General features: G+C 58.5%; 13 protein-coding genes. 6 read left to right on the top strand and 7 right to left on the bottom strand.

The window, feature by feature from the left end; genetic code table 11:
• Positions 1-270 precede the first annotated feature (270 nt).
• Entirely contained in the window at positions 271-1,074 is an 804-nt protein-coding gene (locus ACGYLY_RS24970; RefSeq protein ID WP_395285476.1) for an IclR family transcriptional regulator, read from the top strand.
• Positions 1,075-1,099: 25 nt separating this feature from the next.
• Here ACGYLY_RS24970 and ACGYLY_RS24965 read toward each other — a convergent pair whose 3' ends face one another.
• The 6 genes from ACGYLY_RS24965 to ACGYLY_RS24940 all read right to left on the bottom strand — a co-directional run bounded on the left by ACGYLY_RS24965 (position 1,100) and on the right by ACGYLY_RS24940 (position 7,088).
• Positions 1,100-1,867, bottom strand: coding sequence for an IclR family transcriptional regulator (locus ACGYLY_RS24965; RefSeq protein ID WP_395285475.1), 768 nt, complete (start codon positions 1,865-1,867; stop codon positions 1,100-1,102).
• Positions 1,868-2,087: 220 nt separating this feature from the next.
• The gene (locus tag ACGYLY_RS24960) at positions 2,088-3,152 is read right to left on the bottom strand and encodes a 2,3-butanediol dehydrogenase (protein WP_395285474.1); all 1,065 of its coding nucleotides are present in this window, start codon (positions 3,150-3,152) and stop codon (positions 2,088-2,090) included.
• Between the two features lie 90 nt (positions 3,153-3,242).
• Complete coding sequence (locus tag ACGYLY_RS24955; RefSeq protein ID WP_231187613.1) at positions 3,243-4,199, bottom strand: VOC family protein; 957 nt, start codon at positions 4,197-4,199, stop codon at positions 3,243-3,245.
• A gap of 190 nt (positions 4,200-4,389) precedes the next feature.
• Positions 4,390-5,148: a CoA-transferase subunit beta gene (locus tag ACGYLY_RS24950; protein ID WP_231187615.1), complete on the bottom strand. Its 759-nt coding sequence runs from the start codon at positions 5,146-5,148 to the stop codon at positions 4,390-4,392.
• Positions 5,149-5,150: 2 nt separating this feature from the next.
• Positions 5,151-6,068 (bottom strand): CoA transferase subunit A, encoded by a 918-nt coding sequence (locus ACGYLY_RS24945; RefSeq protein WP_395285473.1) that lies wholly within the window; start codon positions 6,066-6,068, stop codon positions 5,151-5,153.
• Between the two features lie 243 nt (positions 6,069-6,311).
• Positions 6,312-7,088, bottom strand: coding sequence for an SDR family NAD(P)-dependent oxidoreductase (locus ACGYLY_RS24940; protein ID WP_395285472.1), 777 nt, complete (start codon positions 7,086-7,088; stop codon positions 6,312-6,314).
• Between the two features lie 112 nt (positions 7,089-7,200).
• Between ACGYLY_RS24940 and ACGYLY_RS24935 the strand changes: the two genes are divergently transcribed.
• From ACGYLY_RS24935 to ACGYLY_RS24915, 5 genes are all read left to right on the top strand, one after another.
• Complete coding sequence (locus ACGYLY_RS24935) at positions 7,201-8,013, top strand: alpha/beta fold hydrolase (protein WP_395285471.1); 813 nt, start codon at positions 7,201-7,203, stop codon at positions 8,011-8,013.
• Positions 8,014-8,065: 52 nt separating this feature from the next.
• A complete protein-coding gene (locus ACGYLY_RS24930) occupies positions 8,066-8,686 on the top strand; it encodes an FAD-dependent oxidoreductase (RefSeq protein ID WP_395285470.1) in 621 nt (206 codons plus the stop codon).
• Positions 8,687-8,883: 197 nt separating this feature from the next.
• On the top strand, positions 8,884-9,747 hold the full coding sequence (locus ACGYLY_RS24925) for a branched-chain amino acid ABC transporter permease (RefSeq protein ID WP_395285469.1): 864 nt from the start codon (positions 8,884-8,886) through the stop codon (positions 9,745-9,747).
• Entirely contained in the window at positions 9,744-10,751 is a 1,008-nt protein-coding gene (locus ACGYLY_RS24920; RefSeq protein WP_395285468.1) for a branched-chain amino acid ABC transporter permease, read from the top strand. Before ACGYLY_RS24925 ends, ACGYLY_RS24920 begins: the two co-directional genes overlap by 4 nt.
• A 72-nt stretch (positions 10,752-10,823) precedes the next feature.
• Complete coding sequence (locus ACGYLY_RS24915; RefSeq protein ID WP_395285467.1) at positions 10,824-12,161, top strand: lactate racemase domain-containing protein; 1,338 nt, start codon at positions 10,824-10,826, stop codon at positions 12,159-12,161.
• A gap of 69 nt (positions 12,162-12,230) precedes the next feature.
• Here the strand turns inward: ACGYLY_RS24915 and ACGYLY_RS24910 are convergent, their stop codons facing one another.
• Complete coding sequence (locus ACGYLY_RS24910) at positions 12,231-13,334, bottom strand: ABC transporter substrate-binding protein (RefSeq protein WP_395285466.1); 1,104 nt, start codon at positions 13,332-13,334, stop codon at positions 12,231-12,233.
• Between the last annotated feature and the right edge of the window lie 198 nt (positions 13,335-13,532).

The following is a 13,532-nucleotide window of genomic DNA, read 5'->3' as shown; positions in this document are numbered from 1 at the left end:
CGATGTCTCTCGGGTCAAAAACGCACAGAATCGACGTATACCGCCTCTATCGGGTGTTTTTTTGCGCTCCCCGACGTGTAGTCCACCGATATTTCATTCGTGTCGATTTGTAGTCCTTATCGGGTTGTCAATATCTCATTATGGGAGTTCAACTGAAATCATCCTGGAGCATTGTCAACAAATATTTCACTGAAATTTCTGGTAGAAACTCGGCTCTGAAATTTTCAACTATGGGTAAAATATATGCTAAAATAGTTCATACCTAGTCGTATGAACCCGAACACCGAAACCGAATCGGATTCCCGCGTCAAAGCCGTGGAGACTTCGTTCGAAGTAATAGATTCCCTAAAAAAACTCGGGGGCGGAAAGGTCACCGATATCGCTGACGAGACTGGTTTGTCGAAGGGGGGCGTCTATAAGCACCTCTCCACACTGATGGCACACGACTTCGTGGTCAAGAACGGGAGCGAGTACCACCTCGGATTTCGTTTCCTCGACTACGGGGGCTGGCTACGGTCCCACTATATCGGCTCGCCAATCATCAGGCCCCAGATTCAGGAACTGGCCGAAGTGACGAACGAGGTGGCCATGTTCGCCATACGGGAACACGCTCGTATCATCACCCTGTTTCGAGAGAACGGCAACCAAGGGGTATCCACGCGAACCCGTTTGGGACGACGGATGTACCCCAACCAGACTGCCGGTGGAAAGGCTATCCTCTCCCAGTTGCCGGAAGAAGAGGTCCGCGCCATCGTCGATAGCACGGGTCTCCCGGGGGAAACGCGGAACACGATCACGACGGAGGCCGAACTGATGGAGGAACTCGAAACCGTTCGTGAACGCGGATACGCCTTTAACGTGGAGGAGAGTACGAAGGGACTGGTCGCCGTCGCCGTCCCACTCGTTCCGGAAGACACAGTCATCGGTGCGTGTTCGGTTGCGGGTCCACGGCACCGGATGCCGAGAGATCGGTTGGATGATGAAATCGTTGGAATGCTGCTGAGCGTTGTGAACGAACTGGAACTGAACATCAATCACTCACAAGAATCGGCCGATATGTTCGGATATAGATGATCGAACCGGTACGCAAGGAATCCCACTATACGGAGTGTGTGATGTGGAGCTCTAACTCGTTGGTCGCTGCCAGCACGTATTCGGAACAGGTTTCGATCAACCGTTCCCCCTTGAGGCGATGTGCGGGCCCAGAAATGCTCAGAGCTCCGATTACCGTATCCGATCTGTCTAAAATGGGCGCGCCCACGGCATTGACGCCTTCCGTTGATTCCTGTCTGTTGAACGCGTACCCCTTCTCACTGACTTCCGCGAGCGCTTCGTCCAGCTCTTCTCTCGTGGAAATGTCGCTCTTTGCACCGCCAGTGAGGCCATGTCTGTTGACGATTTCGTCGACCCTACTCTCGGGGAGGTTTGCGAGGATGGATTTTCCCGCTGCACTCACGTGGAGCGGTCCTCTCCGTCCGATATGTGCTCCCGTCTGCACCGCACTTTCCCCCACCTCCGTATACAGATAGACCCGTTTCCCGTTCTCTTCGACTATGAACTGCGCGCGTTCCCCGGTGTCCGCAGCGAGCTGATCCACTTTCTCCTTGATCATCGGAAACGCCGTGACTTGCTGTTGAGCATACCCGCCCAAGGTCAAGAAACGGAATCCGATGCGGTACTCCTCGTCCGACTTGGCGATGTAACCGTATTCCCGTAACGAGACCAAATGACGGTGGATGGTGCTTTCAGACAATCCTAAATATTCGGATAACCGTGGGATCGTGGCCCCGTTTAGCACCTGGATGCTATCCACTATATCAAGGGAGGTCTCGGTTGTCTTCGATCTGGTTTTGATTTCGTTTCCCATACTACTGTGGTACACGGTATCAATTATAAATCCCACATAATCGGACTATCTTGCGGGTTGGTTGACGTCGAGTTTCGCTAGCTCCGCCGTATCGTTCGGATTCGGCCGTTCGGGGAGAGAAACGGACGTCGATCGATACCAGAGCAAGCGTGCGATTCCGTCCTTGGCTACGGACCCAGACCTATTACTTAGGATAGTTCGATACGGTCCGTCGGTACTCCTACGGACGAACCAGGATTTTAATCTCCTCGCTCTCACCGTCGAGTAACCGCTCGAACCCGTCTCGAACGATGTTTTCCAGCTCTATTTCCGACGTCACGAGCGGTGTCGGATCGAACGCACCCGTCGCGAAGTTCCTCATGGTCGTACCAAACTCCCGACTGGAAAGCGGGCCGCCCCGGTACGCCGCCGTTCCGACGACGGTCGTCTCGGGCATCACGATATCGTTGGGGTCGATATCGATCGTCTCTTCGAAAATACTGACGATAGTCGTCGTACCACCGGACTTGACGGCGGCGAGCGATTGGTTGACCGACGGTTCGACACCGGCTACCTCGAACGAAACGTCGACACCGCCGTCGGTGTGTTCGCGAATCGTTTCGACTGGATCCGTGTCGGTGGGGTCGATGACCTCATCAGCGCCGCACTCCTTTGCGAGAGACCGCCTGTTCGCTTTCGGTTCGGAGACGAACACGGGATTCGCACCGGCGGCGACGGCCGCTTGAACAACCGTCAGTCCGATCGGGCCGCTTCCGAACACCGCTGCGGAATCACCGGCTTTGAGCCCGGACCGTTGGACGGCATGGACCCCGACGGTGAACGGTTCGACGAGCGCAGCGAGATGTGCCGGGATGCCGTCGGGAACTGGAACGATCTTTTCGGACGAAACGACGATGTTCTCCGCGAAACCACCGCCACCGCCCGAAAGCCCGATGAATCCGCCGGACTCGCAGAGACGGTATTCGCCTTCGTCACAGTACCGACACTCCCCACACCAGATGATCGGGTTCACCACGACGTGGGCTCCGACATCGATATCGACGCTTTCCCCGACTTCGGTGACGGTTCCACTCATTTCGTGTCCGATCGTGATCGGGAGTCGTTCTCCCGTCACGGGATGAGGTTCGTCGGGTATCGTAATCGGACCGCCGACGTACTCGCCGAGATCCGATCCGCAAATCCCACAGACGGCGATTTCCACGCGGACATTGTTCGAACCGACGGTGTCCGGTTCTACATCTTCGACACGGACGTCTTCGGGTCCGTAGTAACGTGCTGCACGCATACTGGTACCCATTTCTCTCTCCGCAATAAAGATGGTGTAACCTGACAAGTCGAGTCAACGTCCGGAGTACGAAAATGGAACGACGACCGGTTAGTTGGTTTCCAGGTGTGGGAGCATCTCGTTGATGCGCTCGACGTCGACTTCGAGCCAATCCGGCACTTTCAGTTCCTCGCCGTACTCCTCGGGGTCCTGGTCGATGTCGAAGCCGGGCCCGTCCGTGGCGTACTCGAAGACGGCTCCGCCGGGCTCGGTGATGTACCGTGAGTGGAAGTAGTCCCTGTCTTTCGTGGAGGTCGTGATGTATCCGTTCTCACGGAGAATATCGCTGACCTCGTCCTGTTCCCAGTCGTTCTTGACGCGGTAGGCAACGTGTAGGTACGTCCCGATGCCCATCACGCCCTGCGGTGCGTTCGGGCGGATCAGGACGTCGACCGTGGTCGCACACGGTGCGTCACCGGGTGCTTCGTAGCGCATGCGGTCCCCCGCCTGCGGGTGCGTCCCTTCTCCGACGCGGTCCCATCCCATCGTTTCGAGGACGTCCATCGTTCCCGCCGGGTCGTTCGAGTGCAGGGTCGTGTTGAACATTCCGCGGATGGCGTACTCCTCCGGGACGTCGCTGCCGTCCGTATATGGTTCGATGTCCGATTCGCCCGTCACCAGTTCGAACGGGAGTCCGTCCGGGTCGGTGAATCCGATTGCTGTCTCGTCGAACCGCTCCTCGACGGTGTAGTTCACGTCGTTTTCGTCGAACCGACCCGTCCAGTAGTCGACCGAACCCTCCGGAATAGTCAGCCCGACGGAACTCATCATTCCCTTGCCGACCATTCCCTTTTCCATCGGCATGTTGGTCATCGGGAAGTAGGTGACGATCGTACCGGGAGTTCCCGCCTCGTCTCCGTAGTAGAGGTGGTAAATCTTCTCGGGTACGTCGAATCGAACCGTGCGCTTGACGAATCGCATTCCGAGAACGTTCGTGAAGAAATCGTAGTTCTCTTGCGGGTCATCACAGAACGCTGTCACATGGTGAATGCCTGTTATCTCTGGCATGGTATGGTACAACAGAACGTATAGAGGGAAACACTATAATACTTTGTGTAAAGGATGAGTATCGTTTCGAGGGAGCGATCGTCGGCCGTTTCCGGAGCGAAGCGCACTTACTCCCGGGAACGGCGTACATTTCCCTTTGAATGTGTGAAAATTCACCACGAATAGTATTTAGATCTACAACTTCTGCCAGTTATCCCGTGTACACTCCGTCGGGGTCGAGGTCGTGACGAATCAACTCGATCTCTTTCTCGGTCGGTGGTGGCGTCTCGGTCACTTCGTCCCCGATACGAAGGTCCCATCCGGTTGCCGCTTGGACCGCCCCTTCCGTCACGCCCGGGTGTATCGAGTTGAGGTACATCTCGCCGTCGTCGTCGAATCGCATGACCCCCATATCGGTGATGACGGCGTCTGGGCCTCCTCGTAGCCCCAGTTCCTTCCTGTTCTCGCGACCGCCGACGTAGCCGGGACTCGTAACGAAGTCGACTTCCTCCGGGAACCGCCGTTCGACGTGTGGCGTAATGATGATCGTCCGGCGGGTATTGCTAGCGATTTCACAGGCTCCGCCGCTTCCCGGGAGTCGAACTATCGGGTCTTCGTAGTCGCCGATGACCGTCGAATTGATGTTACCGAACCGGTCTATTTGGGCACCACCGAGGAATCCGACGTCGATGCGTCCGGCCTGCAGGTAGTACCCGAAGCCGTGCACCATCGGTACGATACTCTTGGCGTTCGAAGCGAGCACCGGGTCGCCGATGGAGAGCGGTAATTTCGATGGATTCGAGTCGATCGTCCCCGATTCGTAAATCATCTCCAAATCAGGTGCGTGGGTTCGTTTCGCCAGATTGCAGGCGAGATTGGGAATACCGACCCCGACGAGCGTGGTATCGTCATTTTGGAGTTCCTGTGATGCACGAGATATCATCAGTTCCGTATCCGTGTAGTCCGTCATCGTCAGTACTCCCCCATATCGATCGGTGTCGCATAGTTCGATCGCGGCTGTAGCCCCGCGAACCGCTCCGTATCCAGTTTTTCGAGATACTCCGTGCGGTCCTCGACGCCCATCACCCACTCGTCCAGCCAGTCCACCGTCGACTCGTGCGTTTCGGTCTGCTGGTCCCAGTCGAGATACGCCTGATTATCCCTATCGTAGTATCCCTGTGCGTAAGAGGGATGTGAACCGTACGGTTCCTCCACCACGTAATCCACCACGGTGTCAGGGATGAGCGTTCGGTTCGGGTCGCTCCGGATGACGTCGGTGTCGACGATTTCCTCGACACTCAACACGACCGTGTCGGCCGCGAAAGCCGCCTCGACCATCTCACCGACGATACCCCACAGTTGCGCGCTTCCAAGCTCGTCGGCTCGCTGTGCTCGAACGACTGCGACGTCCGGTTTTAACGGTGGGACGACCGGAATTTCGCCCGGCTCCTCCCCGTACGGATTCTCGACCGTTCTGATCGCATCGATGTGCTCGGGGTAGTCGGACCCGACGAAGGTTCGAAGCGGCAGGAACGGCAGGTCACGAGCACCGGCCTCCATGCGAGAGATGAGACCGAAGTGCGAATATTCGTCGATGGATATCTCACACGGCACCCCGTCCTCGAAGGCGCGGCGGAAGCCACGAAGGCTCCCGACGCCGGGATTCCCCGCCCACGAGAAGATCAGCTTGCTCGCACAGCCCGCGGAGATCATCTGGTCGAAAATCAGATCCGGCGTCGCCCGCGCTAACGTGAGATTTTGGTACCCTTGTCTGATGATTTCATGTCCCGCAGCGAAGGGGATGAGGTGGGTGAATCCTCCGAGATATATCGTTTGTCCGTCCTCGATAGCGACCGATATCGCCTCCGTCATATCCATTACCTTGTCCATTTTACGTTCCCCTCCGTCGGTGGGGGCCCGTGTGTTCACCGGCAACTTCCATGGAGATTGGTATCACGTGTGATGTAATAAATCTCGGGTTCTCCGAAATGTCGTCCCGTCCTCCTCTCGGATTTCCACGAGAACGATCCGGAGATCATCGACGTTGTTGCCGGAATTCTCCGTATCGTACCCAACAACGGACACGTGGGACGTACGAAGACCCCGCCTGGACGGTGGGTTACGGCGTCTCTTTCAGGGGCCGCCGGTGTTGACCCAGCCCCCATCGACGAGGATTCCCTCCGCGGTCACGTACGATGAGAGGTCGCTCGCCAGAAAGACGGCGACGTTACCGAGGTCGTCGGGCGTCCCCAACCGGTCCAGCGACGTCTCGGCCGCCCGGGCACGAGCGGCCTCCTCCGGGTGGTTTTCGGCGAGTCCGGTTTCGTCAGTGAATCCCGGCTGAATGGCGTTCACGCGGACCTCGGGTCCGAGCAGTTCAGCGACGCCGAAGGTCATCGATTTCACGCCCCCTTTCGCCGCACTGTAGAGGATGGAGCCGGGTTCGACGAATCCCTGTTCGGCGGCGGTGCTGGCGACGTTGATGATGGAGCCGCTACCGCGTTCGACCATCCGCTCACCCGCGGCCTGACAGCCGTAATACGCACCCTTCAAATTGACGTCGATCAGCGTCGCGAAGTCGTCGTCGGTCGTCTCGAAGAAGTCGATCGAGTGGACGATACCGGCGTTGTTGACCATCACGTCGATGCCGCCGAACTCGTCGGCGGCGTTCACCGCGCTGACGAGGTCGTCGTAGTTCGTCACGTCGCATTCGACGAACAGACCCCGCGAGTCGGTTTCGTCCTCGATGGCTTCCAATGTGGGTGCCGTGTTCGGCGTTCGGGGCGTTTCCCGTACGTCAGCAATGACGACGTCCGCTCCATGCGCAGCGAGTTTCAGTGCGATTCCGCGACCAATGCCGCTCGCGCCGCCGGTAACGACGGCTGTCTTGTCGGCCAAAAGGCTTGACATACGGTATCATTCCGCAGGTGCTGATATGAAAGCTACGGTCCGCCGACCTTCCCGAGCAGTTCGTTACCGACCACGAAAGCATATATGCACCATCCCTGTATTACGAATCATCATGGTGTCTCGCGCTATCGACGGTGGCGGCGACGTTACCCTCGCGGTAGAGGACGTGGGGAGCGGGAAGCCAGTGGTGTTCGTCCACGGCTACTCCCAGAGCTTGCTCTGTTGGCGAAATCAGTTCGAGTCGGATCTGACCGACGATTTCAGACTCGTCGCATTCGATATTCGCGGACACGGGGAGTCGGACAAACCGCGCGATGCGTACTCGGATTCGGAGTTGTGGGCCGAGGATGTCCACTCCGTTCTCACCGAACTCGAATTGGACGACGTCGTCCTCGTCGGGTGGTCGTACGGTGGGCTCGTCGTCCTCGACTACATCGAGGCGTTCGGGACGGACAGGGTTGCGGGCGTTAATCTCGTCGGGGGCGTTTCGGAAATCGGTACCGAGGCGGGCACCGCACGGCTCGGCTCCGAATACATCGATCTCATCGAGGGCTTCGTCTCTACCGATGCCGAGGTGAGCGTTCGGACGTTGCGGCAGTTCGTCGAACTGTGCGTCTACGACGAACTCTCACCCGCGGACCGGTCCTACATGCTCGGCTATAACGTGGTCGTTCCACCGCACGTCAGGGACGCGCTCCGCGACCGCACGGTGAGACACGACTCCGATCTCGCGGCGCTCGACGTTCCCGTCCTACTGTCCCACGGCGAATCGGATGCCGTCGTCCTCCCGGCGGCGTCACGGGAGTACGCTGAGCTCATCGACGACGCGACGCTGTCGATGTACCCGAAGACGGGCCACTCGCCTTTCTGGGAGCATCCCGAGCGGTTTCACCGCGAACTCCGGAACTTCATGCTCGGCCTGTAGATAACATACGGTTGACAGAATCTTTTTATATTGGTCTTCGGGATGGTACTGTATGCCCGCATTGCGTATCACCCGGATCGAGGACGTCGGCGAGCAGACCGTTGCGATCGAAGTCGAGACGCCGACCGAATTCGAGGCCCATCCTGGCCAGTTCGTCCTTGTTCGAGCGACCATCGACGGCGAGGAAGAAACCGGCTACTACACTATCTCTTCGTCCGATGTCGAGGAGGTCTTCGAGATGACCGTCGCGGTGGACCCCGACGGGACGCTTGGACCCTGGCTCGGCGAGCGAACGCTCGGAGAGGAAATCACCGTCGAGGGGCCCTTCGGCGACGTTCGCTACACCGGGGACGCTGACGCGTTGGTGTTTGCACGCGGCCCCGGTATCGGACCGGCGGTCGGTATCGGGGAACGTGCGAGGGAGTCAGGGCGCGACGTCACTATCGTCCACGGCGGAAACCGACCACCACACCGGAAACGTCTCGCCGATTTGGAGGAGCGCGGTGCGACAGTCGTCCTCACGGAAGACCTCGCCGGAACGGTGGAGTCGGTGGCCGCGAACCAAACGTACGTTTTCGGGTTTCAGGGGTTCGTCGAGGAGGTGAAAGACGCCCTCGTCGCTGCTGGCGTCGACCTCGCCGATGTCGAAATAGAGAGCTTCGGTCCCGCGTAATTTAGCACGGCGACTCCCCTCGTAGAAACGGTGGCTGTAATCCACACGCAGTCGTCGTAGTACTCGGTAACGGCCTTCGTTTGGCGGATGTACGTGGAGGAAGTCATCGTCCGCTACGACGTGATGATCCCTGTTCGTGGATAACACACCCCAATCTATAAGATACCTCTCCTCACATACGCAAATTAGAATATCACATGGCAGGCGATCAACTCGTCCGAATAGGGGCACTGCTAATCGATGGCCTCAGTATTGGACTGCTCTACGCGATGCTCGGGCTCGGAATCACGCTGGTGTTCGGTCTCGGCGGCATTTTGAACCTCGCGTTGGGTGTGTTCAGCATCACCGCGCTCATCGTAACGTTTGAACTGACGGGATCGTTGCCGATCGTCGTCGCCGCGGCCGTCGCGATCGTTGGCGTGGCGGCGGTGGGGTTGATTCTCGAACGAACGCTCCTGCAGCTCGTGTATCGATCCGAAGGTGACGACCGACTAATGCTCGGCATTTTCACGACGCTCGGACTTTCGATCCTACTCCAAGGGGTTCTCTCGATCGAGTACAGCGGGTTGTTTTCCGTCCCTGCCGAAATCTCCTCGGTACAGGTCTTCGGCGCGTTTATCAGAGGCGGCTCGCTCGTCACGCTCGCACTGTCGCTGCTGACGCTGTTATCGATGTACCTGTTTTTCAGCCGGACGTACACCGGAATGGCAACCCGGACGATAATGCAGGACGAGATCGGTGCAGTCTACTGCGGCATCGATACGAGACGGATGAGAACCTTCGTGTTCGTCCTGAGTATCGCAATTGCGAGTTTTGCGGGCGTGCTTTACGGGCTGACGTTCGAGGCCGGCGTCTCCGACTCCTTCGATCTCACCATCACCGCCGTTATCGTCTCCATCGTCGGTGGCGTCACGAGTATCCCCGGCGTCGTGGCTGCGGGTGTTCTGATCGGGATTCTGACCACCTTCGTCAGTGCGTTCTTCGGGTCATACGTCGCCACCATCTCGCTGTTCGGTACGGCAATCGTCGTACTCCTTCTGAAACCGGAGGGAATCCAATGAATTGGAACTATTCCCGAATCTTGGCCGTGGCGGTTATTCTGTTCGCCATTCCACAGCTGTTCTTCGCGCCCGGCATGAGCTACTTCTCGCGGGTCTTCATCCTCATGGCGCTGTACGCCATCCTGACCGTCGGGCTCAACATCGTCTTTGGCCACACCGACCAACTGCTCCTGTTCACCGGTGCAATCACCGGTGTCGGCACGTATACGACCGTACTCGTCGCGCAAGGGTACGGTATCTCCCCTTGGATAACGTTGTTCCTCGGAGCGTCGGTGGCCGGTGTCATCGGAGCCATCGTGTGCTACGTCGCGGCCATCCGCGAACTCACGGTCATCGTCATCTCGATCCTCACCCTCGCACTCCAGTTCTCCATCATCGAACTCATCAACAGTTTGCGCGATATCACCGGCGGAGTAACCGGACTCTCCTTCTCGGGGCTGCGCCTAGAAGCGATCGAAAACGCCCTCGGCTTACGCGAAGAGGTCGTGCTGTTCTATACGATCTCCGTGATACTGCTCGCCGTTCTCCTCCTGTATCGGTATCTCATGCACTCCAAGTACGGGTTGGCATTCGAGATGATTCGGCAGGACGAGACCGCAGCCGAGTCGGCGGGTCTCGACGTGGTGAAGTACAAGACCTTCGCCGGCTTCGTCGCGACGTTTATCATGGGTCTCACCGGGCCGTTCTTCGGACAACTCTCCGGGTACATCACACCGAACCTGTTCTCGTTCAATTCTATAGACGTTCTCATCCTCATCATGCTCATCGTCGGCGGACTCAGGACGACCTACGGCCCGCTCGTCGGGGCAACACTGATCATCTTCCTGAACGAGGAACTCCGGTCGTTCGCGGAGTACCGTTCGATTCTCCTTGGAACGCTGTTGATCGTTCTCTTCCTTTACTTCAGGGACGGCATCGTTCCCTTCGTCGACGAGCGTCTGGAGAAGTGGAACCTCAGACAGCGGGTGGCAAAGCGAGTGGCGAACTTCCGCCCCGGCTCGTAAGAACTCGCATCCAGTCCCGCCCGATTCCTCGCCCGAATACCTTTTTATCGGTATCACTCGTACAGCATAGATATGGCCGATGGAAATGACTTAACGGTACCACAGAACGTTATCGAGGAGACGTGCGGGGAAACTCCACTCCCCAAGCTCGGAATCATAGAACAGGTCTGGGAAACGGATGCGATTCCGGAGCCGGAAATCGCTACCCGGGCGGCGGAAACGGTCCAGGATCTACCGTTCGAAGACGTCCCCGAAGGGGGGACGGTTGCACTCGGTGTCGGGAGCCGTGGAATCGCAAACCTCCCGGACGTGGTCCGCGGCGTCGTCGATGGCGTTCGAGACATGGGATACGATCCGTTCATCGTGCCGGCGATGGGGAGTCACGGCGGTGCAACTGCGGACGGACAGCGGGAGAAGCTCGCGTCGCTCGGTGTGTCGAGGGACACCGTCGGCTGCGAGGTTCGATCGAGTATGGACGTCGTCACCGTCGGAACGACGCCCGATCGAGGCGTACCGCTTCATTTCGATGCGATAGCGGCTGACGCCGACGCGATCGTCCCGATAAACCGAATCAAGCCGCACACCGACTTCGACGGGAGCGTCGAAAGCGGCCTCTCGAAGATGATAGTCATCGGACTCGGGAAACAACGCGGTGCGAAGACCGCACACGATTGGGCTGTCGATTGGAGTTTTCGAAACATGATTCCCGAGATCGCCGAACAACTCCTCGAAGAGTTGCCGATCGTCGGCGGTGTCGCCATCGTCGAGAACCAACACGACGACACCGGATTGCTCGAAGCGATTCCGCCGTCGGGGTTCCTCGACCGGGAACGGGAACTGCTCGAAACCGCCTACGACATCATGCCAAAGATTCCGTTCGAGTCCGTCGACGTCCTCGTCATCGATCGGCAGGGAAAGGACATCAGCGGACAGGGAATCGATACAAACGTCATCGGCCGACGGCCGTTCAGCATCAACGAACCGGCCCCCGATACCCCGGCGATAAAGCGCATTTACGTCCGGTCACTCACCGGAACGACCAACGGAAACGCCATGGGAATCGGGTCCGCGGATTTCATCCACCGCGACTGCTTCGAGGAGATAGACGCCACCAAATCGCTCATCAACGCCATTACCGCGAGTACGACCCGCGGTGTTCGTGTTCCACCGGTGGTCGAAACCGACCGGGCAGGGTTGGTCGCGTCCCTCTCCACCGTCGGCATCGTCAAACCGGAGTCAGTTCGGGTCCTCCGTGCCACCGATACGATGCGCCTCAAACGACTGTACGCGTCGGAGGCATTGGTCGAGGAAGCACGCGACAGGGACGACCTTCGGGTCGTCCAAGAACCGAAATCGGTGCGATTCGAGGACGGACGGTTCGCTTCGCCGTCACCCGACCCGCACCGATAGCCGGGCCGTCTCGTCTCCGACGGACTCGCGGGCTGTTCGAATGTGATATGCCGCTCCTCGTACCGTCGTTCACTTGTCGAGCGAGCCGGGCTCGAACGCGGGGAGCGGATCGGTCCGGAACTCCTCTTTCGGTGAGAACGCCCCGTCCGACCAGTACTCGGGGGAACTGCCGACGTCGAACGAGTTGTACACCTGAACCGAACCCTTCGGTTCTCCCCAGTCGGTGTACTCGATGTTTGCACCGTAGAGGAGATCGAACGACCCCGTTCGTGTCGCTTCGGCGACGTCCTTGGGGTCCGTGGAGTCCGCCTGCTCTATCGACTTCGCGACGAGTTGAACCGCGGTGTATCCGTTCACCTGCGCGTGGTCGAACAGTCCACCGACGTCCTCGTTGAAACTGGACGCTACTTCCGCATAGTCGTCGGTGTACATATCCGTCGAGTTGAACGAAGCGAACGACCGATCGATTTTGTCACCGATGGCGTTGTAGTCCGCTTCCATCGGGGTGATAGCGCCGAGGAACAGGTCCGGGTCCAAACCGATCTCGTACATCTGTGGATAGAGGGAGCTAACCCCCGCTGGGTGGGCGGTACCCAGGAACACTTCGATGTCGTCGGGGAAATTTCGTAGTTGGGGGACGAAGTCCGTTTGGGAGATCGGTGCCGTGTCCCTCGTCACGTTGATATCGTCGGGGAAGTAGGCTTTCATCGCCGCCTCGTACTCGTCACCCCAGACGCCGTCCTCGAAGATGACTCCGACGTTGGTGTACCCACGGTCCCTCACGATTTGTGCCTGTGCTCGACCGACGGTCGGTGTCGCTGGCAGTGCGGTTCGGAACGTAAACTGCGCGTCCTGTGGGACGACTTTCACTGCGCCCGCCGCGTGTAGATACAGCGGCACCTGCTTCTTTTCGGCTATCCGTCTCGCCCTGATCGCGGCCTCCGATGCGCCGGGGCCGATGCCCGCAACGGCGTTGTCCTTCTCGATTGCTTCGGTGAACGCGTTCTCCGCGGTCTTCCCGCTGCTCGCCGTGTCCACGGTTTTGACCTCGATATCGCGCCCGTTGACGCCGCCGTCCGAGTTGATCTGTTTGGCCGCAAACTCCGCGCCGTCCCGATGACGCGGTCCGTACACGGCGAACGGTCCGGAGAGTGGTTGGAGCGAGGAAATCACGATGGGTCCGTCGCCGTCACCGCTACTACCACCGTTGAAAAGACACCCTGCGGCGAGTGTCGTTGATACGCCTGCACCGGTTGCTTTCAGAAACGTACGTCTCTTCGTACCCGGGGGGGAATTGTGAGTCATGCTGCTCCTTTCTAGGCGCAAAGGGAACGTATTTATCTCTTTCTTTAATATAAGAAGTGCAAACAG

The organism is Haladaptatus sp. CMAA 1909 (genome assembly GCF_043952005.1).
Classification (GTDB): domain Archaea; phylum Halobacteriota; class Halobacteria; order Halobacteriales; family Haladaptataceae; genus Haladaptatus.
Note: the sequence above shows the minus strand (reverse complement) of the source record. Positions and strands in the feature narration are given on the sequence as shown.

What these genes read in the sequence shown, in the direction of transcription:
- ACGYLY_RS24935 (WP_395285471.1), top strand. Translation starts at nt 7,201, where the DNA reads ATGGTGTCTCGCGCTATCGACGGTGGCGGCGACGTTACCCTCGCGGTA.
- ACGYLY_RS24960 (WP_395285474.1), bottom strand. Translation starts at nt 3,152, where the DNA reads ATGCGTGCAGCACGTTACTACGGACCCGAAGACGTCCGTGTCGAAGAT.
- ACGYLY_RS24915 (WP_395285467.1), top strand. Translation starts at nt 10,824, where the DNA reads ATGGCCGATGGAAATGACTTAACGGTACCACAGAACGTTATCGAGGAG.
- ACGYLY_RS24955 (WP_231187613.1), bottom strand. Translation starts at nt 4,199, where the DNA reads ATGCCAGAGATAACAGGCATTCACCATGTGACAGCGTTCTGTGATGAC.
- ACGYLY_RS24945 (WP_395285473.1), bottom strand. Translation starts at nt 6,068, where the DNA reads ATGGACAAGGTAATGGATATGACGGAGGCGATATCGGTCGCTATCGAG.
- ACGYLY_RS24965 (WP_395285475.1), bottom strand. Translation starts at nt 1,867, where the DNA reads ATGGGAAACGAAATCAAAACCAGATCGAAGACAACCGAGACCTCCCTT.
- ACGYLY_RS24970 (WP_395285476.1), top strand. Translation starts at nt 271, where the DNA reads ATGAACCCGAACACCGAAACCGAATCGGATTCCCGCGTCAAAGCCGTG.
- ACGYLY_RS24930 (WP_395285470.1), top strand. Translation starts at nt 8,066, where the DNA reads ATGCCCGCATTGCGTATCACCCGGATCGAGGACGTCGGCGAGCAGACC.
- ACGYLY_RS24925 (WP_395285469.1), top strand. Translation starts at nt 8,884, where the DNA reads ATGGCAGGCGATCAACTCGTCCGAATAGGGGCACTGCTAATCGATGGC.
- ACGYLY_RS24940 (WP_395285472.1), bottom strand. Translation starts at nt 7,088, where the DNA reads ATGTCAAGCCTTTTGGCCGACAAGACAGCCGTCGTTACCGGCGGCGCG.
- ACGYLY_RS24920 (WP_395285468.1), top strand. Translation starts at nt 9,744, where the DNA reads ATGAATTGGAACTATTCCCGAATCTTGGCCGTGGCGGTTATTCTGTTC.
- ACGYLY_RS24950 (WP_231187615.1), bottom strand. Translation starts at nt 5,148, where the DNA reads ATGACGGACTACACGGATACGGAACTGATGATATCTCGTGCATCACAG.